This window comes from Candidatus Blochmannia americanus (nom. nud.) (genome assembly GCF_059934915.1).
The window spans coordinates 630644-655657 of sequence record NZ_CP011792.1; the positions used below are offsets into that span (position 1 = coordinate 630644).

The 25014-nt window shown below is 30.0% G+C and carries 20 protein-coding genes; 4 read left to right on the top strand and 16 right to left on the bottom strand.

Features of this window, described 5'->3' with window-relative positions:
• Nucleotides 1–19: 19 nt before the first annotated feature.
• Genes Bamer462_RS02645 through cysP form a run of 3 tightly spaced genes read right to left on the bottom strand, consistent with a single transcriptional unit; the run spans nucleotide 20 to nucleotide 2735 of the window.
• On the bottom strand, nucleotides 20–880 hold the full coding sequence (locus Bamer462_RS02645; protein ID WP_500837565.1) for a sulfate ABC transporter permease: 861 nt from the start codon (nucleotides 878–880) through the stop codon (nucleotides 20–22).
• Nucleotides 880–1713, bottom strand: a complete 834-nt coding sequence (gene cysT / locus Bamer462_RS02650) for a sulfate/thiosulfate ABC transporter permease CysT (protein ID WP_500837566.1) — start codon at nucleotides 1711–1713, stop codon at nucleotides 880–882. The genes Bamer462_RS02645 and cysT overlap by 1 nt, the downstream gene beginning before the upstream one ends.
• Nucleotides 1713–2735: a thiosulfate ABC transporter substrate-binding protein CysP gene (cysP, locus tag Bamer462_RS02655; protein ID WP_500837567.1), complete on the bottom strand. Its 1023-nt coding sequence runs from the start codon at nucleotides 2733–2735 to the stop codon at nucleotides 1713–1715. The genes cysT and cysP overlap by 1 nt, the downstream gene beginning before the upstream one ends.
• 2245 nt (nucleotides 2736–4980) lie before the next feature.
• On the opposite strand from cysP, the gene tkt reads away from it, so the two are divergent.
• Both tkt and dapE read left to right on the top strand, forming a co-directional pair.
• On the top strand, nucleotides 4981–6993 hold the full coding sequence (tkt, locus tag Bamer462_RS02660) for a transketolase (protein WP_500837568.1): 2013 nt from the start codon (nucleotides 4981–4983) through the stop codon (nucleotides 6991–6993).
• 187 nt (nucleotides 6994–7180) lie between these two features.
• Nucleotides 7181–8344 (top strand): succinyl-diaminopimelate desuccinylase, encoded by a 1164-nt coding sequence (gene dapE / locus Bamer462_RS02665; protein ID WP_500837569.1) that lies wholly within the window; start codon nucleotides 7181–7183, stop codon nucleotides 8342–8344.
• Nucleotides 8345–8437: 93 nt separating this feature from the next.
• Here the strand turns inward: dapE and Bamer462_RS02670 are convergent, their stop codons facing one another.
• Together Bamer462_RS02670 and dapA are read right to left on the bottom strand one after the other, a co-directional pair.
• Nucleotides 8438–8728 carry a hypothetical protein gene (locus tag Bamer462_RS02670; protein ID WP_500837570.1) on the bottom strand — a complete coding sequence of 97 codons (291 nt, stop codon included), beginning with the start codon at nucleotides 8726–8728 and terminating at the stop codon, nucleotides 8438–8440.
• A 46-nt stretch (nucleotides 8729–8774) separates the two neighbouring features.
• Nucleotides 8775–9674, bottom strand: a complete 900-nt coding sequence (gene dapA, locus Bamer462_RS02675) for a 4-hydroxy-tetrahydrodipicolinate synthase (protein WP_500837571.1) — start codon at nucleotides 9672–9674, stop codon at nucleotides 8775–8777.
• A gap of 524 nt (nucleotides 9675–10198) precedes the next feature.
• Here dapA and bcp point away from each other — a divergent pair.
• Entirely contained in the window at nucleotides 10199–10687 is a 489-nt protein-coding gene (gene bcp, locus Bamer462_RS02680) for a thioredoxin-dependent thiol peroxidase (RefSeq protein ID WP_500837572.1), read from the top strand.
• Nucleotides 10688–10876: 189 nt separating this feature from the next.
• On the opposite strand, the gene upp is transcribed toward bcp, so the two are convergent.
• From upp to Bamer462_RS02730, 10 genes are all read right to left on the bottom strand, one after another.
• Entirely contained in the window at nucleotides 10877–11503 is a 627-nt protein-coding gene (upp, locus tag Bamer462_RS02685; protein WP_500838004.1) for a uracil phosphoribosyltransferase, read from the bottom strand.
• A gap of 1170 nt (nucleotides 11504–12673) precedes the next feature.
• On the bottom strand, nucleotides 12674–13294 hold the full coding sequence (gene ureG, locus Bamer462_RS02690) for an urease accessory protein UreG (RefSeq protein WP_500837573.1): 621 nt from the start codon (nucleotides 13292–13294) through the stop codon (nucleotides 12674–12676).
• A gap of 74 nt (nucleotides 13295–13368) precedes the next feature.
• Nucleotides 13369–14055, bottom strand: a complete 687-nt coding sequence (locus Bamer462_RS02695; RefSeq protein ID WP_500837574.1) for an urease accessory protein UreF — start codon at nucleotides 14053–14055, stop codon at nucleotides 13369–13371.
• A gap of 440 nt (nucleotides 14056–14495) precedes the next feature.
• Nucleotides 14496–16199, bottom strand: coding sequence for an urease subunit alpha (ureC, locus tag Bamer462_RS02700; protein WP_500837575.1), 1704 nt, complete (start codon nucleotides 16197–16199; stop codon nucleotides 14496–14498).
• A gap of 2 nt (nucleotides 16200–16201) precedes the next feature.
• A complete protein-coding gene (locus tag Bamer462_RS02705; protein ID WP_500837576.1) occupies nucleotides 16202–16510 on the bottom strand; it encodes an urease subunit beta in 309 nt (102 codons plus the stop codon).
• A gap of 29 nt (nucleotides 16511–16539) precedes the next feature.
• Nucleotides 16540–16842, bottom strand: a complete 303-nt coding sequence (locus Bamer462_RS02710; protein ID WP_500837577.1) for an urease subunit gamma — start codon at nucleotides 16840–16842, stop codon at nucleotides 16540–16542.
• Nucleotides 16843–16859: 17 nt separating this feature from the next.
• Entirely contained in the window at nucleotides 16860–17696 is an 837-nt protein-coding gene (locus tag Bamer462_RS02715; protein WP_500837578.1) for an urease accessory protein UreD, read from the bottom strand.
• A 393-nt stretch (nucleotides 17697–18089) separates the two neighbouring features.
• Nucleotides 18090–19667 (bottom strand): glutamine-hydrolyzing GMP synthase, encoded by a 1578-nt coding sequence (guaA, locus tag Bamer462_RS02720; RefSeq protein ID WP_500837579.1) that lies wholly within the window; start codon nucleotides 19665–19667, stop codon nucleotides 18090–18092.
• A gap of 120 nt (nucleotides 19668–19787) precedes the next feature.
• The gene (gene guaB / locus Bamer462_RS02725) at nucleotides 19788–21257 is read right to left on the bottom strand and encodes an IMP dehydrogenase (protein ID WP_500837580.1); all 1470 of its coding nucleotides are present in this window, start codon (nucleotides 21255–21257) and stop codon (nucleotides 19788–19790) included.
• A 4-nt stretch (nucleotides 21258–21261) separates the two neighbouring features.
• On the bottom strand, nucleotides 21262–21420 hold the full coding sequence (locus tag Bamer462_RS02730; protein WP_500837581.1) for a hypothetical protein: 159 nt from the start codon (nucleotides 21418–21420) through the stop codon (nucleotides 21262–21264).
• 425 nt (nucleotides 21421–21845) lie between these two features.
• Between Bamer462_RS02730 and mqo the strand changes: the two genes are divergently transcribed.
• Nucleotides 21846–23408 (top strand): malate dehydrogenase (quinone), encoded by a 1563-nt coding sequence (gene mqo / locus Bamer462_RS02735; RefSeq protein WP_500837582.1) that lies wholly within the window; start codon nucleotides 21846–21848, stop codon nucleotides 23406–23408.
• Nucleotides 23409–23477: 69 nt separating this feature from the next.
• Here mqo and der read toward each other — a convergent pair whose 3' ends face one another.
• Nucleotides 23478–24890 carry a ribosome biogenesis GTPase Der gene (der, locus tag Bamer462_RS02740; protein WP_500837583.1) on the bottom strand — a complete coding sequence of 471 codons (1413 nt, stop codon included), beginning with the start codon at nucleotides 24888–24890 and terminating at the stop codon, nucleotides 23478–23480.
• Between the last annotated feature and the right edge of the window lie 124 nt (nucleotides 24891–25014).

The window sequence follows — 25014 nt, forward strand, 5'->3', positions numbered from 1 at the left end:
ATTATCCTCAAGCACAACATCAATTTATTTGTTTTAAATGACCTTGTAAATAATTCTTTATAAACAACATAATAATTGAAATGAAAGCTAATAATGATGCGGCAACAAACGCACCTACAGTATTATAATCCTGATATAATAATTCTATATATAATGACAAAGTATATGTTTCACCCCGTATTAATCCTGATACTATAGATACTGCTCCAAATTCTCCAATAGCTCGCGCATTAGTAAGAATAGCTCCATATAACAAACCCCAACGAATATTTGGAAAAGTAACGTACCGAAACATCATCCAACCAGATGCTCCAAGAAGTATAGCTGCCTCATCTTCCTTTTTTCCTTGATTCACCATCATAGGAACAAGCTCATGTGCTACAAAAGGACAAGTAACAAAAATAGTAACCAATACTAATCCTACCCATGTAAATATTATTTGTATATTATGCAAATCAAGCCAATTTGTTATTGTATTATTATTTGTATAAAATAATAAATATAATAGGCCAGCGATCACTGGAGATACAGCAATAGGTATATTTAACAAGATATATAACAACTGTCTTCCATAAAAATTAAAACGCGTCACTAACCAAGCTATTAATACACCGAAAACCACATTAACAGGTACTGTAAATAACGCTACAACAACCGTTAATAAAATCGCATGTATCATATCTTTATTGATTAAATTTATTACTACCACTTTAAGACCTGCTGAAAAAGCAGACACAAAAATTACAATTAAAGGCACGAACAATAAAATCATCGATATAACCATGGTTAAAATAATCAGAACCCATTGATTCCATTTAATACTACCATAACAATTATTACTGTTTGTTCTATTGATAGAATTATTCCACATGCTTATCATCAAGACCCATTAAACCTCCGGTTTATTCGCAATTGAAACATATTAGTAAAAAATAATAATAATAAAGAAATAATTAAAATTACAGAAGCAATAGCACTAGCTGCCGGATAATCAAATTCCTGCAAACGAATAAAAATAATTAAAGATATCACTTCATTCTTCCAAGCGACATTTCCGGCGATAAAAATAACTGCGCCAAATTCCCCTAAACTACGAATAAATGATAACACTACACCGTATAACCAAGCTGGCGCCAATTCCGGGAAAATTATATTATAAAAAATTTGCCAATGATCAGCTCCAAGAGTTTCTGCCGCTTCTTCATGTTCTACAGTAAACTCTTCTAATACCGGTTGTACAGTTCGCACTACAAATGGAATACTTGTAAAAATCATAGCAATAGATATGCCTATCCACGTATAAGATACTGTAATTCCTATTCGAGATAACCAACTACCATACCAACCTGATGTTGAAAACAATGTTGCTAAAGTTAATCCCGCCACTGCAGTAGGCAAAGCAAAAGGTAAATCTATCAATACATCTAATAATTTTTGACCAGGAAATTGATATCTAGTGATTACCCATGACACTAACATACCAAATATGGCATTAAATAATGTCGCTACCCCAGCAGCTAATAAGGTAATTTTATAGGAAACTAATAATGCTGGATCAGTAATTATATCCCAATATTGAAAGAAACTCATGTGAGATAATTGCATGATCAATGCGCTTAAAGGTAATAACAACACTAAACTAACAAATAACAAACTGCTGCCAAGTGCTATACCAAATCCAGGCAACGTATGTTTAGCTGAAAAAAATAACATCAACGGTGCCCTATTGATAACAATGTATCTAATTCACCACCACGTTTAAAATGTGTATTCATAATAGTATTCCAATTACCGCATTGATCCTCTATTCTAAATAATTGATCATTAGAAGACTTATTCTGACGTATTTGCATAATATCAGTTACGTTGACACGATATCCAAACTTAGTAATAATCTTTTGCGCTGCAGGAGTATAAAGGTAAGCTAAATAAGCCTGTGCTACATCTTTGGTTCCATTTCGGATAACATTTTTATCTATCCAAGTCACTGGAAATTCTACCAAAATATTCGGTGTGGGTATAACTATCTCATAATTATCAGATCCATATTGGTTTTGTACTAATTTTGCTTCAGATTCAAAATTAATTAATACGTCTCCTTGGTGACGATCAACAAAAGTAGAAGTTGCAGCACGACCCCCAGTATCAAATACCACTACATTTTTTAAAAATTTCTGCATCCAAACTCGGGTTTTTTTTATATTCCCATCGCTATTTTTTAAAAATATATTCCAAGCCGCTAAATAAGTATAACGTCCATTACCAGAAGTTTTAGGATTAGGAAATACTATTTTCAACCCTTCATTAGTTAAATCACACCAATTATAAATTCCCTTTGGGTTACCTCGTCTCACTAAAAAAGCCATAGTCGAATAAAATGGTGAACTATAATTTGGTAATCGATCTTGCCAATTTTCAGGAATCAAACGTCCACGATCGTATAAAATTTGTACATCTACTACCTGATTATAAGTGACCACATCCGCACGTAGTCCTTGTAAAACAGCCATAGCTTGTCTGGTAGACCCTGCATGAGATTGACGAATAATCAATGTTTCTTCAGGATGTATATCCTTCCAATATTTAATAAAATCAGAATTAATCTCTAAAAATAATTCTCTGGATACATCATATGAACTATTTAATAAAACAGCCCCATAAGCTGATATACAAACAACACAATATAACAATACTGTTATTTTAATTATTTTAAAAATAGCATGCATACTAATCATATATATATATCCAAATACAAACATACCTGCTCAAATAAAAATTATTCTTCCAGTTGAGATAATAGCATATGTGATATCTATATCCTTGTGACATAGACTGCCTATAAATACATTTTTACATACAAATTTTATAACTCATTTTTATTATATAGAAATATAATATCTTTTATTATATCAATTAATTTATGTACCACTGAATTATTAATTAACGAAAATTTCCGATTTTTATATATTATAAAAAATACATTACTATAATAATTAAATTTAAATTAATAATATTTAATTAATATTTTATATTTTTATTTCCAAAGAAATACTATCATATTCAATATTGTAATTTACAATAACATATAAAATATAATAATATTATCTTTATTTTAAAATATATGAAAACGGTATTTTTTGACAATAAAAGAAATTAAAAAAATAATTTTACATATAAGATATGTATGCATATATTATTATTAATACAATCAAAAAAAACCTAAAATAATTATTTATATGATTATTCAAATTAAAACAATTCTATTATAACAAATCATTTATTTAAAAGATCATTGCCTTGATATATCAAGGCATATACATATAATTAATTACTTTTATACGATTTACAAAATAATACTATAATTCATATTATATTGAAACTTATGCTGCATAATAATTATTATCTCAATAAAACTGCTTTTTTTCAAAAAAAATGATTATCCTAAATAAATTCAACCATTATTTTCACTATTGTTTACTTATATACTACCCATGTATAATTTTTTATTAAGGCAAAATTACATAATACAAAAAATTAAAAATCAAATTACTTTGTACGATCTTAATCAGCAATTACATGTTATATAATACTGATTCTGCAACCCTATCTTATTAAATATCACAATATATATATATATAACATAATTTACTTTTTTTATTGCGCTTTAAAAAAATCAACAACTCCACCAAATTGATGTTTAACGCGCTATCACAATCATAATAGTCTTTATTGGTATCACCAATAAAGACTACATCTAAATATTAAATTTTTACCAATAAAAATTATTTTATTATTTTAGTGGAATAATCCTGATGTAAAAATATTGATATATGAATTAATATATTTCTTATAGATATATAAAGTTCAGATATTGCAAATTGCGATGCACAATGCAACTTATATACAATATATATTTATTTTTAATAAAAACGTATTTCTATAAATAAAAAGTACGTAATAAATAATATTTAATTATAAGCATATTTTTTATGAATTAAAACAATCTAAAATATCACTAAATATTATTTTAGCTATGAAATGTAATACAAAGTCAATGATGAATCCATCCAGGAATTTAAAAAAAATCCTCCATAATTATAAAGAATATCACAAATATTAACGCTATTTATTATCGCAACCCACCAATTACTATCACTCATCCGTTTCTTGATTTAGAAACGATTCTTTTCGATTCTTATTATTCATCATCTAAATACACATTAATATATACTAAAAATTATAATATACCCCCTACATACAACTCACGTAAACAATAAGTTCACCGCTAATATCAGCTCTAAAATTTTAGAGAGTATTTCAGGAAGAATTTCTATTAAAGTAAATATAGGATTTCCCAATAATAAATATATACAATAAGAAATATTATATATTCATTGCAATCTATCAAAAAAAATACAAATATATATCATATTATTATCATAATTTCTACTAATTGGAAAAATATTAAAACAGCAGAAAAATTAAAAAACATATAATATCCAAATTAATTTAACACTTTTCCTTCTTTTACTCAAAAATATACACGTACATCAAACATACGCTTAATTTTATCATTTGTAGGTGTTGCTCACGATTGATATAATCAACATAATCTATTAAACAAATATATGATTTATAATTATCCTGACATGTAAATAATAAATAAAAAATTATTTTTTTCACAAATAACATCATTTAGATAATATTGTTATAAATATTAATTTAGTATAGTTGCTCTAACCATAACTATAAATAACTTAATTATTATAAATTTTCATACACAGCCGCCTGAATGTTATATGATTCCTTTTATAAACAAAATATTTAATCAATCTATTTTCACATATAAATCAACTTTTATAACACATAATAAATAAAATAATTATAGGAAAATTAACTACATATATGTAACAATTCTCTATATATTAATAACATCCAATAATCTTTTAATGAAAACACTCAATATTAGGGAAACACTTTATGTTAACAGAAAAAACATTAGCTAATGCTATACGCATACTAAGCATAGATGCTATACAACGAGCTAATTCTGGTCACCCTGGTTGTCCCATGGGTATGGCTGATATTGCTGAAGTATTATGGAGGGATTACTTAAATCATAATCCAAATAATCCAAATTGGATTAATAGAGACCGATTTGTTTTATCGAATGGCCACGGATCAATGTTGTTATATAGCATACTACACTTAACCGGATACAACATATCTATAGAAGATCTGAAAAATTTTAGACAATTAAATTCTAAAACACCTGGCCATCCAGAACATGGGCATACTGACGGGATTGAGGTTACAACCGGGCCATTAGGACAAGGCCTAGCTAATGCTGTTGGATTTGCAATTGCTGAACGGACACTAGCAGCTCAATTTAATCGCGCACAATTTAATATTATTAATCACTATACCTATGCGTTTTTAGGAGATGGATGCATGATGGAAGGTATTTCTCATGAAGCTTGTGCGCTAGCTGGAACTATGAAGTTAAATAAATTAATCATATTTTATGATAATAACGGCATTTCTATAGACGGAAATGTAACAGAGTGGTTCACTGATGATACTGCTATGCGCTTTGAATCTTATGGATGGCATGTGATACGCAGCATAGATGGCCATAATAGGAATGCTATTAAAACTGCAATTGATCAAGCCAGAACCACATTAAATAAACCATCATTATTAATATGCAATACTATTATTGCTTTTGGATCTCCTAATAAAAGCGGGACACACAGCGCTCATGGCGCTCCATTAGGACAAGAAGAAGTCGCTGCTACTCGGGCAGCTCTTTATTGGAATATGCCTCAATTTGTTATACCCAAAGAAATATATAAATTATGGAATGCCACGATACTAGGACAAAAAAAAGAAGATACTTGGCAAAAATTGTTTTATAAATACAAGATTGCTTATCCTAATTTAGCAAAGGAATTAATAAGACGCATACAACGAAAATTACCTGACGATTGGCGTAAAAAAACACAAAAATTTATTTCAAATTTACAAATGCACCCACAAAATATTGCTACCCGTCAAGCTTCTCAAATCATCATTGAATCTTTTTCTGAAAAATTGCCAGAGCTTTTCGGTGGATCAGCAGACTTAACACCCAGCAATTTAACAGCTTGGTCGCGATCTTCTTCCATTATGAAAAATCCTGCCGGAAATTACATTCATTACGGTGTACGTGAATTTGGAATGACTGCTATTGCTAATGGAATTGCTAATTACGGATCATTTTTACCTTATACTGCAACATTTTTGACATTTGTTGAATACGCACGTAACGCAGTTCGTATGGCGGCATTAATGAATAGCCACCATATCATGATTTATACTCATGACTCTATTGGATTAGGAGAAGATGGTCCAACTCATCAACCTGTAGAACAATTGGCAAGTTTACGTATGACCCCAAATTTAATAGTATGGCGTCCCTGCGATCAAGTAGAAACAGCAGTTGCCTGGAAATCAGCAATTGAACATCTTGGACCAACCGCACTAATTTTATCTAGACAAAATCTCATACAACAAGAACGTACATCAGCACAAATTAATAACATTGCTCGAGGAGGATACATTCTTAAAGACTGTCAAGATATCCCTGAATTAATTATAATTGCTACCGGCTCAGAAATAACACTAGCAATACATGCATATCATCGTTTAACCGATGAAGGATATAAAATACGAGTTATTTCTTTACCTTCTACTAATATATTTGATCAACAAGAAAAATCATACCGCGAATACGTATTACCAAATGAAGTAATTAGTAGATTAGCTATTGAAGCTAGTAGCGCTGATTACTGGTATAAATATGTTGGATTATATGGGGAAATCATTGGTATGAATACATTTGGAAAATCAGCTCCATCAAATCAATTATTCAAATTTTTTAACTTTACTGTGGATTATGTAGTCAATAAATCACATAAATTGCTAACAAATCCTAAACAAACCAATCAATAAAAATTATGATTAAAAAATATATTTATACATATACAGTAGTTAATATTGATAAACATATATATATATTGTAAATATATATATGTTTATCATCCTAATGACATACTATTTGTAAATGTAATTTACTCATGTGTAATCATTAAACTGAAGATGTTTTATCATTATAACTATTATAATAGGAAAATATAATATGGATTGCTCGTCATTAATAACATTAGCTCAGAAACTAATTCAACAGCCCTCAGTAAGCCCAAAACATCACAGTTGTCATGAAATAATTGCGGATTATTTACAAAAACTAGAGTTCAATATAGAACTAATGCGTTTTAATGACACTCTTAATATGTGGGCATATCGTGGTTGTAAAAAAAAACAAAATCGCACATTGTTATTTATTGGTCATACTGATGTAGTAGATCCTGGAAATCTTCAATGTTGGGATTATCCCCCATTCTCAGGATTAGTGCATAATAATATACTATATGGAAGAGGAGCAGTGGATATGAAAGGCGCGTTAGCAGCTATGTTAGTAGCTGCTAATAATTTCATACACCAACATCCAGACTATCAAGGCCGACTTGCATTTATTATCACTTCTGACGAAGAAGGAAGCGCCATTAACGGAACCGTAAAAGTTATAGATTCTCTAATGCTGCGCAAAGAACGTATAGATTACTGCATAGTAGGAGAACCATCAAGTCAGTATCAACTAGGCGATGTTATAAAAAATGGTAGGCGAGGTTCACTTACTGGTCAATTAATAGTATACGGATCACAAGGACATGTTGCATACCCTCAATTTTCAAAAAATCCAATACATTTAATTATTCCAGCGCTATCGGATCTACTAAACACTACATGGGATCAAGAAAAAAGTACATTATTTCCTCCTACTGCTATACAAATCAGCAATATCTATTCTAGCGATAGCAATAATAATAATATTATACCTCATAAAGTTATATTAAATTTTAATTTACGCTTCAATAATAAATGTTCTATTGATAATATTAAAAAACATATCAATGCAATACTTACACATCATACTTTAATTTATAATATTGATTGGAAACTTTCTGCAGAACCTTACTTTAGCAACCCTGGTAAATTAACTAATATTGTAATCAATGCGATTAAATATTACCAAAAATTTGAGCCTCGTTTAGAAACTACAGGAGGCACTTCTGATGGACGATTTATAGCTAAAATGGGAGCGGAAGTTATAGAATTTGGCGCATGTAATCATACTATCCATAAAGTTAATGAACATATTCATCTCATCGATTTAAAATTACTTAGCTCCATATATCAAAAGATTATAGAAGATGTACTTCTAACACATAATCAATTTTAATCACATCAATGATTCTAAATCTAGAATACAATATTATTATTGTTTATATAATTAAAAATAAAAAATGATAATAAATATATCAGTTTAATTTAATTAATCTTCGTTTTTAATTATACAAGATTCATGTAACATTTCATCCATAGACCAAACTAATGGAGGGCATATGTTTAATTGCTTGCCTATTTTTTGAGTGCTAATATTATCTGCGCTAATAAAAGGAATAACATAATCATCATATAATTTAGATGATGTAATCCCAATCCTTAAATCTTCTGGTAAATTTAATTCCGATAAAGATGTAGTGTTTAAATATGATACATCACCATTAATTTTGCACCGATCTACTTTATACGTTCCACAGGAACAATCTGATAATAATATCATGCACAAAATCTTTAAAAAATTTACACTGTAGCCCCTATATGCATAATTATGCATAATTAGATTTCGCATAAAATAATCCAGAATCTATTAAAGCTTGCTTTAACACATTGCGATGCGCTTCAGATAAAGAAGTCATAGGTAAACGTAACGTATCATGCGATATTAACCCCAACTCCTTGCAAGCCCATTTTACTGGAATAGGATTAGAATCAATAAATAACGCTTGATGCACAGGCATTAAGCGTTGATTGATATGTTGTGCATGTAAAAAATCGTTTTCATTTGCTAATTTACATAACTCAGCCATGTCCTTTGCTGCGATATTTGCTGTAACAGAAATTACTCCAGTACCTCCAAGTTTCATAAAATCTAATGCGCTTAAATCATCTCCGCTGAACAGCATAAAACCTTCATGAACCAACTGTTTTAATTGATTTACTCGATTTAAGTTTCCTGTTGCTTCTTTAATACCAACTATATTTTTTATTTGTGATAAACGAGAGACAGTCATTGGTAATATATCACAACCGGTACGCATCGGAACATTATATAGTATCTGCGGTAATGCTGTACTTTCTGAAATAGCTTTAAAATGTTGAAATAATCCTTCTTGATTAGGACGATTATAATAAGGAGTTACACTCAAACAAGCCGCTATATCACTATCATTAAATTTATTAGTTAATGACACAGCCTCTGCTGTTGAATTCGCCCCAGTGCCTGCTATAACAGGCAACCTACCATCGCTAAACTCTAAGGTCCGCATAACCACATCAACATGTTCTTCATGTGTCAGACCAGACATCTCACCAGTTGTACCGACAGAAACAATAGCTGATGTACCACTGACTACGTGATGATCAACAAGTTTTTTTAAACTTATTCTATCTACAGCACCCTGTGAATCCATCGGGGTAATTAACGCTACTATACTTCCCGTAAACATGAACTATTATCTCCAATAAACAGAATCTATAAGACATTTCTATTTAAATCAAACATTAAATAAAACAATAACAAATATCACGTACAATTATGCCATTATCTACACATAAGAACCATATTGTAACTTTTTTAATTACACAATAAATACTCAGTGAATTGATTCATCTGTAAATCATACAATCATATAAATAATCATATTAAATATTATATTGATATATACATATGTATATCATTTACTATCGTTTAATATTTTAAATTAACTGAAAATTATTTTCATTATATTTTTGATTATTAAGTAAATTATTCTTTGTTAACGGTATATGAAGACACATGATTAGAATTTAAAAATAGTTTTTTATAGCTTCCTAAATTAAACTCTAATTCTTATATAATCACGTATAAGCATAAAAAATTTTTGTTAAATAATTTATTCATATTCTATACAGGAATCAAAAATAGTATTAAAATTAACTGCAAATTATTTAATTCATACGATCTATTAATCATTAACGGGACATTGTTACTATGATATTACTACAACCTGGAGATACAGCGCCACACTTTAATTTACCCGATCAAAATGGTGTTTTAATTAATCTTGATTCTTTGATAGGAAAAAAAATTCTTATTTATTTCTATCCTAAAGCTATGACACCAGGATGCGCTATGCAAGCATGCAAATTAAGAGATAGTATAAATAAATTCAAAAAATTTAGCATAGAAATCATTGGGATTAGTAGCGACAAACCAGAAAAACTTTTAGAATTCTCTAAAAAAGAAATGTTAAATTTTACTTTACTTTCTGATGAAAATCACCAAATTACTAAAAAATTTGGGGTATGGGGAGCAAAAAAATTCATGGGAAAAACATATAATGGCATACATCGCGTTAGTTTTATAATAGACCAAACTGGTGCTATCGAACAAGTGTTTAAAAATTTTAAACCCATTGATCATGATCAAATTATATTACGTTACCTAAATACAAACAATATTGTTGGTATGAAATATTAAATATGAAATAATCGATTTTGTTATATCATTAATAATTATTAATTACATTGATCTACTCTATAAAATATATTCAGTAAGGAATTTTAAAAATACACAAATTATTATAATTTTATTTTTATCTGTTATTTTTAAGTCAAAATTCACAAATAACTTTTAAATAAATATTCTTTAATTATAAAGGATCATATATTATTTAGTTCCGAATGTTTTATCACCAGCATCTCCAAATCCTGGTATTATATAACCATATTTGTTAATTTTTTGATCTATAGACGCTAAATATAATTCAATATCTGGATGTTTTTTCCCTAAGGCGTCGATGCCTTTTGGAGCCGCTACTATTGATAAAACTTTTATATTGTTACATCCAAACTGCTTCAATAAATCAATAGCAGCAATTATTGATCCACCAGTAGCTAGCATAGGGTCTAATACCATAGCCATTCGTTCATTAATATTAGACACTAATTTATGAAAATATGGAACTGGCTCGAGAGTAATCTCGTTACGATAAATTCCAATTATGCTAATGCGTGCGCTTGGAAGATGCTCTAATACACCATTCATCATACCTAATCCGGCTCGTAAAATTGGTACCACCGTTATTTTTTTTCCTTTAATACGTGAAATTTTAACTAATCCACACCACCCTTTGATAGTTATTATCTCCGTTTCTAAATCATCAGTAGCTACATAAGTTAATAAACTTCCTAATTCTGAAGATAATTCTCTAAAACGTTTAGTACTAATATCACTCATGCGCATGAGTCCCAATTTGTGTTGTACTAATGGATGTTTAATTTCAACTATTTTCATATCAATTTCGTTCTCCATGAAAGCAAATACCCAAAATTGAGATATTATACTTTCTAATATCAATTAAATAATATCCTATATTTATTAAATAAATATAGGATATTATTTAATTGATATTAGTAGATCTTATTGATAGTATAGGAACTTATATAAAATATATTAAATCACTTATTCTCCTATATACAACACAAATTAAATTTAAATATTAAATATATATAACATGCTCTATTTATTATTACTATTATTTAAATAAATAATTGTTTTAACTACAACATTAGTATACAATTATGATAATTATGATGCATTATGTTTATCACAAAATAAATTTTTAAAAATACAGCACACATAAATATAATAACGAACACTTAATCTTAAATAAAATAATGTAAAAATATTCCTCAATTAAACTTATTACAAAAAAAATAGAAGTGTCTACTATTATAATATTTATACAATTCTAATAATTATTAGAACCCTATGCCTCTAGGTGTAACATGATTATATCATGATCAACATAATTAAATTATTTAACAAAAAAATCGTTTATAATGCATGATTAACCTTATACAAATAAGTCATCTTAAAAATAAAATTTAATAACTTTTATTAATTTTAATCTAATATTTTTCAGATTCAAAGCAACATATATTATCACGAAAAATATTATGTAATAATAATACATTTTTAATAAATAATCATTTTATCATTTAACAAAAACATATACCTTATTCAAGATTGTGATATTATAGTATAAAATGTCACATTCAAACTATCTCAATAAATTGCTAGTTCTTTTCATGAAAAGAAAGAAAAAAAAAATACGTGTTACTAAATGGATATTGTTAATAAGTTTTACGATATTATTTGCTAGGTTAATCTACGCCTCTATAAACGCATGGAATTATCATAAAAACAATAACAATGTTTATACCGTATTAAATAATAATATATAATTACACTGAACACTACACTATATATATGCATAATCATCAATATATGTCATAAACATTCTCAATTAATCTTATATCTTTACAAATATATGCTTTCCTCTAAGTTTGCAAGATATTTTAAAATAAAAAATATAGATATATATAAAACATAAAATAAATCAGTAGCTATACATGCATGTATAATTTTACACATTCGTTATTTATAAAATAATATCTTTTATTATAAAGATGGTCGTTGCGCCAAAATAAAATCAATAACAGATTGTACGCCATGACCCGTTTTTAAATTAGTAAAAGACCACGGTAAATCTTTACGCATATGATTTGTATCTCGAGTCATAATTACTAATGATGCTCCCACATACTCAGCTAAATCAACTTTATTAATTATTAAAAAATCTGAACGTGTAATACCTGGGCCACCTTTTCGAGGTATCTTATCGCCTGCAGCTACATCAATAACATATAAATTTAAATCTGATAATTCTGGACTAAAAGTAGCGCTCAAATTATCTCCACCGCTTTCAATAAAAATAATATCTAAATTATTGAATGTAGATATTAATTCTTCTACAGCTAATAAATTCATAGAAGCATCTTCACGAATTGCAGTATGCGGACATCCTCCAGTTTCTACTCCGATAATACGATCAGCCGATAAAGCATTTGCATCTATCAAAATACGCTGATCTTCTTTAGTATAAATATCATTGGTCACTACTGCTAGTTGATAGCTATCCTTCATTCTTTTACATAAAACTTCGAGCAACGCAGTTTTTCCTGATCCTACCGGACCCCCTACACCTATACGAAATGGCTGTTTATATTGATTAAATAGCACAATATACTCCTTCAATCAAAATTAACGATTATACAATATAATACTATATATATTATTATTAGAAGTAAATGTCTTTAGGATCTAAATAATCGAGAATATTGTGTTTCATGACAAGAAGATGCTATAGCTTGCAATGGAAAACTGCTTCCTAATTCATGGTCTGTTATCATATCAGCTTTCTTCCAAGCATTCGGAAGAAACTCCATCAAATGTCTTAGTAATTTCTGAGCAGTTCCTTGTCCAAAAGGAACTAATTTTACTCCTGCTATTACGGCAGATTCCAACATATTATAAGCATACCCTAACGCTAAATTTTCTAATGGAATATCCCACATACACCCTAACCACGCTATAGATGCTAGACCACTATGTTCTAAAGCAGATAACCAAATCTCATCATAAGTAAGTGGATACCATTGTAAAATTATTTTTGATAACGCTTTCCCGCGCTGTTTTTCTTCTAATCTAAACTCTCGAGTATCACGATATGACAATATTCTTAATGCGCATTTAAAAAAACTTACACCATCTCTAATTTGAGTATAATAATAACAACGCTTAAGCATAGGCCATTCTAAATATACCAATGGTCCATCAATCCATTGTTGTTGCCAACAAAAAAAGGTCTCCGTAGAATTAACCCAATTACATTCTACCGCCCACTCTAAACCTCGTGAATAAGAGAATCCTCCCACAGGAAAATTAGAACTAATCAATTGCATTAAAGATAATAACGAACTAATACTTCGAGTATCGTACATAGTATAACGATTTAGAATCATTTATAAATTACTGATTATAAATATTGTTTTAGCTTTAAATCATTTTCAACATATTAACCATTATCTAGTTCTATCCCTATTAAAAATAAAATATCAGATAACATTTTATCAAAAACACACTCATATATATTTTATATACATATCTATATCTCATCTCGCATTTATATTAGCAAAATATGCAAATATTCATATAACATTGAATACTTAATCAGATCACAAATACTCATCCTTTACATAGATATATAGATTAAAAATATATCCGTTATAACTTATATTTATAACTGTCGTCATACAACACAACCACAAAGATATATAATCATATCTTATCAAACTGATCAAAAACCTAATAATTTTAAAACATCTAACCACAAAACACTGGTCAATATATATATCCGTCTACAACACTATATTTCATATTGTTAAAATAAAAAATAACGTTGTGACATTGGTAATACAGATGCAGGTTCACAAGTTAACAAATCTCCATTTGCACGCACTTGGTAAGTCTGAGAATCTACCTCGATAATTGGTTGCCAAGAATTATTAATCATGTGATTTTTTTTAACATCTCTACACTGACGTGCCTCACCAATCAAACTAACCAACTTTAAACGACTTATTAATTCTGAATTATAAGCAACTTGAGATACAAAAGTCATACGTGTAGCATGTTTTGTATTACCTCGCGCTCCAAACATTAATCGATAATGTACTGGTTGTGGGGTAGGTATAGAAGCATTGGGATCTCCCATAACAGAAGACACAATCATACCACCTTTAATTATTAATTCTGGTTTAACCCCAAAAAATACAGGAGACCATAGTATTAAATCTGCTAATTTCCCTATTTCAATAGAACCAACTTCATGAGAAATTCCGTGAGTTATTGCAGGGTTAATTGTATACTTAGCAATATATCTTTTTATGCGAATGTTATCATTATATTTATCATCACCTAATAATAACCCTCTCTGTAATTTCATCTTATGAGCTGTTTGCCAGGTGCGCAAAACAACTTCTCCAACTCGTCCCATAGCTTGAGAATCAGAAGAAATCATAGATAAAGCCCCAAGATCATGTAGAACATCTTCAGCTGCAATTGTCTCCCTGCGAATTCTGGATTCTGAAAATGCCATATCTTCAGGAAGGTTGGCATTAAGATTATGACAAACCATCATCATATCCAAATGTTCATCTATTGTATTAACAGTATACGGCATAGTAGGATTAGTAGAAGATGGTAATATATTGTTAAATCCACACATACGTATAATGTCTGGAGAGTGCCCACCACCTGCGCCTTCAGTATGATAAGCGTGCACCGTTCTGCCTTTGATCGCAGATAAAGTATCTTCAACAAATCCTGATTCATTTAAAGTATCAGTATGAATAGAAACCTGAATATCAAAACGATCAGCTACATCCAAGCAACAATCAATAGCAGCAGGCGTTGCCCCCCAATCCTCATGCACCTTTAAACCAATCGCCCCAGCAATTATTTGCTCTTCTAAAGCTATAGGTAAAGAAGCACTACCTTTACCGGTAAATCCAATGTTAACAGGTAAAGTATCCGCTGCTTGTAGCATACGAGACAAAAACCAAGGACCTGGAGTACAGGTAGTTGCATTACTTCCCGTTGTCGGACCAGTACCTCCTCCAATAAACGTAGTAATCCCAGAACATAATCCCTCTTCTACCTGTTGAGGACAAATAAAATGAACATGAGCATCCACTCCTCCAGCTGTAACAATTTTCCCTTCTGCTGCTATTATTTCTGTACCAGGTCCAATGAATATTGTTACACCTGGTTGTACATCTGGGTTACCTGCTTTTCCAATACCTGATATACGGCCATTATTTATACCGATATCTGCTTTTATTATCCCCCAATAATCAATAATTATTGCATTAATTAAAACTAAATCAACACAATCTTTACTACTCATTTGTCCTTGACCCATACCATCTCTTATAACTTTACCGCCCCCAAATTTTACTTCTTCCCCATACACAGTAAAATCTTTTTCTATCTGTATCCATAATTCAGTATCTGCTAATCGCACAGAATCACCTGTAGTTGGTCCAAATAGAGAAGCATAATCATGTCTAGATAATATATGCATAATTAATTTAATTTACCCATAATAGCCTGACAAAAGCCATAAATTTTAGATAAACCTGAATATCTTACAAGTTCTACAGTCCTAGACTGTCCTGGTTCAAAACGTATTGCTGTTCCTGATGGAATATTCAAACGAAAACCACGAGCAATAACTCGATTAAATTTTAAAGCAGTATTAACTTCATAAAAATGAAAATGCGAACCAATTTGTATAGGTCTGTCTCCATAATTTATAACAGTTATTAACACTTGTTGTCTTCCAGCGTTCAATTCTATTTCTCCCTGAGAAATATGTAGTTCACCTGGTATCATATTATTGTTACTTATTATTAATAAATTAATTAAATTATTGGATCATGTATCGTCACTAATTTAGTGCCATCAATAAAAGTTGCCTCTACTTGTACATTACTAATCATTTCAGGTACTCCCGTCATAACGTCATCTCTAGTTAATACATGTTTTCCTATATCCATCAATTCAGCAACATTTTTCCCCTCACGAGCACCCTCTAAAATTACAGAACTAATTAATGCTATCGCTTCCGGATAATTTAATTTCAATCCTCGATTGCGACGTTTTTCTGCTAACATTGCTGCTGTGAAAAGCAACAATTTATCTTTTTCTCGAGGTAACAATTTCATAAATAAATTTTCCTTACTTATGTCAACCAAATACGAGGTATTATCGCTTCTCTTCCAATTATACAAGGACGTATAATATACCAAATATGATGAAGTAATTGTTTTAAACACTGATTATCATTACCTAATAACCGTACTATAAGTATCTCATCTAACAACGTAGCACCTCCAACTTGTAAATGATTACCTGATGCGATTAATTTACGCACCTTATTCAATATTTTGTTATCTGATGGAACAGCAAAAAGCAAAGCGCTGATTTGAAATCCGCCTAACTTTACAATACAATTTGATTCATTGATCAGCAAATGTTCCCGTAATCCAATAGAATCAGATAAACCGATATTTAAATAAATATCCACTTCTTCTGGATAAGCATGAATACCGAATGATAAATTTCTAAAACATAACATTTCAAAAGAAATAACTCTAGATCCCTGTTCTATAATAAAATGAGTATTTATTTTTACTTTTGTTTTAGGAAAAAAAATGCTGCTTTGAGGAACCCATTCTAAAGCAGCATCACGCTTTAATCTAAACGTTTGTTTCTGTGCCGCATACATACCATTACTACGATAAAATTTAGCAGCGCCAGGTGTTGTCAACAATGCCCGACTACCTGACTCCAGCTGAACGTCAAGCACCAACCTATCTCCTCCAACCAAACCACCAGGTGGATATAATAAATATACATGTGGAGTATTATCATTTGCTGCATAAAAACTTTTTTTCACGTAAAACGGACCAACATGCTTGCATTTAGTTAACACACTCCGCCCCTTACGCAAAGAAAAATTTAATTTTAACTCTCCTAACCAACCATCAATTAACTTCTGGGATAATTTTTTATTCATTAATACGAAATATGAAATATTTTTCACAATTAAAACAATAAATTCATCCACACACAAAAAATCACCATTATGGTGAAATCATACTAAACTGTGTTGAACATAATAAACAACTGTTACATACACACATATTGTCTTTGTTTCAATAAAAACTACACCATATATTATTATGTACAATATATATACACAAATAAAAATATTGAAATATATAGATGCCTAAAATACAATTTGTACAACACTTGATACACGATTTCGCTGCCATCAATTTTTATCAATAATATATATATACAATAAATGCATTATTCTCAAAATCACTACAAACACACATATCGCATTAAAATTATTAAATTACTAATCACATAAATCAATAAAACTAAAAAATTTAAATTTATATGTTTATTCCCACTCAATAGTAGCTGGGGGTTTAGAAGAAATATCATATACTACACGAGATACCCCCTCAACTTCATTAACAATACGATTAGATACCTGTTTCAAAAAATCATAAGATAAATACGCCCAATGTGCTGTCATAAAATCTGTAGTTTCTACCGCACGAAGAGCTATCACCCATTTATATTTACGCTGATCACCCTGTATGCCTACTGAATGGATTGGTAAAAACACTGCAAAAGCCTGACTCATTTTATAATATAAGTGTTCGCGCTTAAGTTCTTCAATAAAAATAAAATCTACTTTACGTAAAATATCGCAATATTCTCTTTTTACCTCACCCAATATCCTAATAGCTAACCCAGGACCGGGAAATGGATAACGATAAACTATATCATAAGGCAACCCTAAATCTAAACCAATACTACGAACCTCATCTTTAAATAAACTTCTTACAGGTTCCAATAACTGAACATTCATGATTCCAGAAAAACCACCTACATTATGATGCGATTTAATCACATTTTTAAAAGAAGATAAAGATACGCCAGATTCAATAACATCTGAATATATGGTACCTTGAGCTAACCATTTTACAGATATTAAATTATTAATTTGTTCTTCAAAAACTTCTGTAAAAACTCTACCAATTATTTTTCTTTTCTCCTCTGGATCACTAATTCCAATTAAAGCATCTAAAAATCGTTCTTCTTTTGATAAATGAATAATATCTAAATTACAATTTTTAGCACAAAAATTCTTAATTCGATCAAACTCATAATTTAACAATAATCCATTATCAATAAAAATACAGATAAATTGATTGCCAATTGCACGTTGTAATAACAAAGCTGTAACAAGAGAATCAATTCCACCTGAAAACCCAAGAGCTACTTTGTCATTCCCCACTTGCACACGAATATCCGTAACAATTTTATCGATGATATTAACTATCTTCCAAGAAGATTTACAACGACAAATACACATAATAAAACGTTCTAAAATATTTTTTCCTTTTTTAGTATGAGTAACTTCCGGATGAAATTGTACACCATACAAATGGCGATCCTCATTAGCCATCATGACAACCTGATTATATTTATTAATACCAATAACAGTAAAATCTTTAGGAACAGCAGTCACAACATCCCCATGACTCATCCATACATCAAGCGTTAAACGCCCTGTAACGCCATCAACATAATCATAAATATCGTTTATAAGAACACTTTTAGAAAGAATTGTTATTTGAGCACAACCAAATTCACGTCGCGTAAATGCATGGTTCACTTTCCCACCTAATTGCAAAGACATAATTTGCATACCATAACAAATTCCAAATATAGGGATGCCTAATTGAAAGACAAATTTAGGAATACACGGCGGATGACTATCGATAACACTATGAGGACCTCCAGAAAGAATAATACCATTAGGATTAAATGCATATAACTGAGATTCACTAATATTCCAAGAACATAATTCAGAATACACCCCTAATTCACGAATTATTCTTAATAACAACTGAGTATATTGAGATCCAAAATCTATTACTAAAATACGATGATCATTGCAGTTCACATTATAATTTATTTTATTATTTATACTAAACATTCATTAATTCACCATATATTTAATAACTAATCATACTCACTACACCCCATAAATAATGTATTTATATATATAGTTTTTAACTATCAATCATCTTAAACGATAATTAGGTGATTCCTTTGTTATAATTACATCATGCACATGACTTTCCTGCATACCAGAATAACTTACACGGACAAACTTCGCTTGAGTTCTTAAATCCTCAGTAGTAGAACAACCTGTCAAACCCATGCAAGAACGCAAACCACCCATCAATTGATGTATGATCGTCTCTAATTTACCTTTGTAAGGAACGCGTCCTTCTATACCTTCCGGTACTAGTTTATGAAAAGTCATAACATCTTGTTGTTGAAAATACCGATCAGCAGATCCTTGATTCATGGCTCCCAAAGAACCCATACCTCGATAAGTTTTAAAAGATCTACCCTGATAAAATTCTATATCTCCTGGCGATTCCTCTGTACCTGCTAACAACGAACCAACCATGACACAATGCGCACCGGCTACTATAGCTTTAGCAATATCTCCAGAAAAACGAATACCACCATCTGCTATAACCGGAATATTTGTTTTTTTTAATGCTTCTGCTACATTAGAAATAGCCGTAATTTGTGGAATTCCTACGCCAGTAACAATGCGAGTTGTACAAATTGAACCAGGTCCAATGCCAACTTTGACTGCGCTAACACCAGATTTTACTAATGCTAATGCACCCTCTTTCGTAACAACATTACCACCTATAATAGATAAATCAGGATACATGTTTCGAACCGTTGCAATACAATCCAAAACCCTATCTGAATGCCCATGAGAAGAATCAACAAGCAATACATCTAAACCAGCATCCACTAAACCCTCCACACGTTCTTTATAATCACTTCCCACTCCAATGGCAGCTCCAACACGCAAACTTCCATAATTATCTTTACATGCATGTGGTTTACGTTCTGCCTTTTCAAAATCCTTTGCTGTGATCATACCTTTAAGACGAAATAAAGAATCAATTAATAAAATTTTTTCTACTCTTTTATCATGCATCTTACGTAACACTATTTCCCTATTTTCTTTTTCCAAAGCCGTAACTAACCGCTCCTTGGGAGTCATAACAGAAAAAACAAGGTTTGATAAATCACTGACAAATCTAACATCACGACTTGTAACAATTCCCACCAACTCATTCGTATTCATCACCACTGGGTATCCAGCAAATCCATTACGAGCAGTTAACTCCTTTACTCGCAATAAAGTCGTATCGGGAGTAACACACTGAGGATTGGCCACTATTCCGCTCTCATAACGTTTAACCCGACGTACTTCATTAATTTGTTGATCTAACGACATATTTTTATGAATAAAACCTACACCACCTTCTTGTGCTAAAGCAATAGCTAAATCTGATTCAGTTACTGTATCCATTGCTGATGATATGACAGGAATATTTAAAGAAATAGAACTAGTCAAAAAACTAGTCAAAACAACCTCTGCAGGAAGCACCCTCGAACAAGAAGGAACGATTAACACGTCATCGAAAGTTAAAGCCTCTTTATCAAAACGCAACATTGCGTCAGGAAACACAATCAAAGGCTACATGAATTACATCACTACAAATACAACATAATCCCATTATCACACCTTCACGACTATTATAAAATACTAAAAACCTACTATAATCCCAAAATAATACACACCATAAACACAGGACACTAATAACTAAATTCAACACGAACATTTAACACCAACAATTCTAATTTCAAATGCTTAAGGTATACATAAGCTATTTTGTATGCTAAAATATATTATATTTAACATGAATTATATAATTAATCAAGTTTTAGAATATAAGTCATAAAAATTAATAATTACAGATTTGTTGAGATTATATGTATCCCAAATACAGTATGATTGCGATATATAGTCTTATGTAAATTTTTTATACAAATTATATTTGTACCTGAAAATATAATTTAGTAATCTTAATTATATATAATCTTAATAATTTAAATATAATCAAACATTATTTAATAATATACAGAAATAAACACAATAAGATACGTTATTTTATAAACAATATATATTGTTATTAAAAGTTTTGTTGTTTATTATTAAACTAAACAAATACGATACACATAACGTTATTAAATGATAAAAATGAGTGATGTTGCTATCATAACTCAACGACAACGGTCGGTTAAAATTACATCTTCGGCAGATGTAGTATTAATTGGTGCTGGAATTATGAGTGCAACCTTTAGTATGTTTTTAAAAATTCTTGAGCCGACTTGGAGAATTCATATATATGAACGTCTTAACACGCCAGCACAAGAAAGCTCTAATGTATGGAATAATGCTGGTACTGGACATGCAGCATTTTGTGAGCTTAATTATACCCAATATAACAATAAAAATTGTTCAATTGATATTTCAAAAGCCATTGCTGTTAATGAAGCGTTTGAAATATCACGCCAATTCTGGGCATACTTAGTACAAACAAAAACACTTAAACATCCGAGCTCTTTTATTAATAACATGCCCCATATGAGTTTCGTATGGGGTGAAGAAAATGTAAGGTTTTTAAAAAAACGTTTTCAAGCACTACAAAATAGCATCTTGTTCAGCGGCATGGTATATTCAGAAAATCTACAACAAATTCGCCAGTGGATTCCCATTGTTATTAACGGGCGTAGTACATCTCAAAAAATTGCAGCTACTCGTATGGAGATGGGTACAGATATTAATTTTGAAGCACTTACGCAACAATTATTAAATGAACTAAAAAAAAGTACAAATTTTAAAATGTATTTACAACATGATGTTGAATATGTGAAACATAATGATGATACAACTTGGAATGTGTACATAATCGATCAACAATGTAACCAAAAAAAATGTATTCGTACAAATTATGTCTTTATAGGAGCTGGTGGAAGATCTCTTAGTCTTTTACAAACATCTGGCATTCCAGAAGTTAACGGATATGCTGGATTTCCGGTAGGAGGCCAATTTTTAGTTACAAAAAATCCAAAGATAGTTGTGCAACATTTAGCTAAAGTATACGGAAAAGCATCTGTTAATACACCGCCAATGTCAGTACCTCATATAGATACTAGAATATTAAATGGCAATAAAATTTTACTCTTCGGTCCATTTGCCACTTTTAGCAGTAAATTTTTAAAATATGGCTCATGGTTAGATTTATTTCGTTCTTTAAATAAACATAATTTTATTCCGATACTTCAAGCTGGAATAGATAATTTTGACTTGCTCAAATATTTAATTAGTCAGTTAATTATGTCAGATATGAAACGTATTAACGAGCTACGAGCATACTACCCAACAGTCAATCCCTCAGATTGGACTTTAGTAAAAGCAGGGCAACGCGTCCAAATCATTAAAAAAAATAGCGATAACAGAGGTATATTACAATTTGGAACAGAAATCATCAATTCTAGTGATGGTACTTTATCGGCGCTTCTTGGCGCATCTCCGGGAGCATCCACTGTAGTTGCAATAATATTACAACTTTTAAATACAATGTTTGATAATAAAATTAACAGTGACTCTTGGAAAAATAAACTTGTAGAGATGATACCGTCATATACTAAAAGTTTAAATGGCAATCCTATATTAGTAAATAAAATTAGACAACATACTTGTAATATTTTAGAGCTAAATTATATAGAAGCGACAAACAATTTAAACCCAATATATTGATAATTTACCTATCACATGAATATTGTGATTATGATCAATTCTTCTGGTATATGTTTATATTAAATATTCTTATTTATTAAGAAATGGATTAATGGTATCTCTAAATTGTATGTGTAATAAAATACCCGTGATATTTAACATGCGACAAAAATATTTTCTTAAATATCGTTTATAATCATCGGGCAATTTACTAACATGAATACCATGAATTATTATAGTTAATGGTTCGTTTTTAACAACATGAACGTATTTGGGTTTAATCCTTCTGCCGCATAAAAATGGAGGAGGATACTCAGTGGTAGCTGCATGCATGATACGGATTAAACGTGCTGTATTAATAGTTTTCATAGAGTAAGAACAAAGAGATGTTTCCTGAATTGATTGAAATAAATTTTTAATACCGTTACCATATAATGCTGAAATAAAGTGTATGTGAGCGAAATTAATAAAATTTATTTTTTCGTATAATTTTTCCTTGGTTTTACTGCGTAAAGCTGGAGATATCTTATCCCATTTATTAATAATAATTATTAATGCTGTACTGTTATCTACAATAAATCGTAACAAATGTAAATCTTGGTTAGATATTCCCAACTTTACGTCTCCCATAAATAATATAATTTGTGCAATTTTGACGATTTGAAATGTTTTTAAGATAGAAATTTGTTCTGCCATATTATCTATTTTTTTTCTTTTTCGTATGCCTGCTGTATCAATTAATGTATATTGTTGTTCGTTATATATTATAGATGTATGAATACAATTCCGAGTAGTTCCCGGGGTACTACAAGTAATCATACGATTTTCTCCTAAAACATGATTAACGAAAGTAGATTTACCAGAATTAGGACGTCCTACGACAGCTAATGTAATAGTAGGACCTGTTTTATTAACAAATGAATTTATGTACTTTTGATAAACAGTTTTATCTATGTTAATTTCAGGGATTTTATTTTTATTAAAAAATACATTTTTTGAAATTAATAAAGACATATTTTTTAACAAATTATCAATTCCATGCCCATGAATCGCAGAAACAAAGATAATATTTTTTATACCAAAAAAAGAATAATCCCATGTCATAGTGTGTATATGGTATGGGATTCTATCTATTTTATTAATAACAACAAATATATTTTTTTTTAATTTTTTTAAAAAATTAAAAAAATAATAATTTATAGACGTCCCTACAGATTGCCTATCCATTATAAATAACAGAATATCAGATTCTTGTATCGCAAGAGTTGTTTGATAAGCTACATGATTCTGAATGCTTTCTGATTTTATATTAAAAAATTCATCAATACCTCCAGTGTCAATAAGAATAGATTTAAATTGTCTGCATTGAAAATAACCGTATTGTCGGTCTCGTGTTAATCCCGGGTAATTAGATGTTAAAGCATCATATGTATGTGTTAATTTATTAAATAAGGTAGATTTACCTACATTTTTTTGTCCAACTAACGTAATAATGGGCAACATTATTCAATAATCCATAAATAATCGATGCATATATTCATTAAAATGAATCCCAATGTTAAATATCATAATAAAATTATTCCCATTTTTTAAATAACTATTTATAACGACGATGCAATATAATTAC

Bases quoted from the DNA above. Each gene is read 5' to 3' on its own strand.
- Bamer462_RS02645 (WP_500837565.1), bottom strand. From the start codon at position 880: ATGATAAGCATGTGGAATAATTCTATCAATAGAACAAACAGTAATAAT.
- cysT (WP_500837566.1), bottom strand. From the start codon at position 1,713: ATGTTATTTTTTTCAGCTAAACATACGTTGCCTGGATTTGGTATAGCA.
- cysP (WP_500837567.1), bottom strand. From the start codon at position 2,735: ATGATTAGTATGCATGCTATTTTTAAAATAATTAAAATAACAGTATTG.
- tkt (WP_500837568.1), top strand. From the start codon at position 4,981: ATGTTAACAGAAAAAACATTAGCTAATGCTATACGCATACTAAGCATA.
- dapE (WP_500837569.1), top strand. From the start codon at position 7,181: ATGGATTGCTCGTCATTAATAACATTAGCTCAGAAACTAATTCAACAG.
- Bamer462_RS02670 (WP_500837570.1), bottom strand. From the start codon at position 8,728: ATGATATTATTATCAGATTGTTCCTGTGGAACGTATAAAGTAGATCGG.
- dapA (WP_500837571.1), bottom strand. From the start codon at position 9,674: ATGTTTACGGGAAGTATAGTAGCGTTAATTACCCCGATGGATTCACAG.
- bcp (WP_500837572.1), top strand. From the start codon at position 10,199: ATGATATTACTACAACCTGGAGATACAGCGCCACACTTTAATTTACCC.
- upp (WP_500838004.1), bottom strand. From the start codon at position 11,503: ATGAAAATAGTTGAAATTAAACATCCATTAGTACAACACAAATTGGGA.
- Bamer462_RS02695 (WP_500837574.1), bottom strand. From the start codon at position 14,055: ATGTACGATACTCGAAGTATTAGTTCGTTATTATCTTTAATGCAATTG.
- ureC (WP_500837575.1), bottom strand. From the start codon at position 16,199: ATGCATATATTATCTAGACATGATTATGCTTCTCTATTTGGACCAACT.
- Bamer462_RS02705 (WP_500837576.1), bottom strand. From the start codon at position 16,510: ATGATACCAGGTGAACTACATATTTCTCAGGGAGAAATAGAATTGAAC.
- Bamer462_RS02710 (WP_500837577.1), bottom strand. From the start codon at position 16,842: ATGAAATTGTTACCTCGAGAAAAAGATAAATTGTTGCTTTTCACAGCA.
- Bamer462_RS02715 (WP_500837578.1), bottom strand. From the start codon at position 17,696: ATGAATAAAAAATTATCCCAGAAGTTAATTGATGGTTGGTTAGGAGAG.
- guaB (WP_500837580.1), bottom strand. From the start codon at position 21,257: ATGTTGCGTTTTGATAAAGAGGCTTTAACTTTCGATGACGTGTTAATC.
- mqo (WP_500837582.1), top strand. From the start codon at position 21,846: ATGAGTGATGTTGCTATCATAACTCAACGACAACGGTCGGTTAAAATT.
- der (WP_500837583.1), bottom strand. From the start codon at position 24,890: ATGTTGCCCATTATTACGTTAGTTGGACAAAAAAATGTAGGTAAATCT.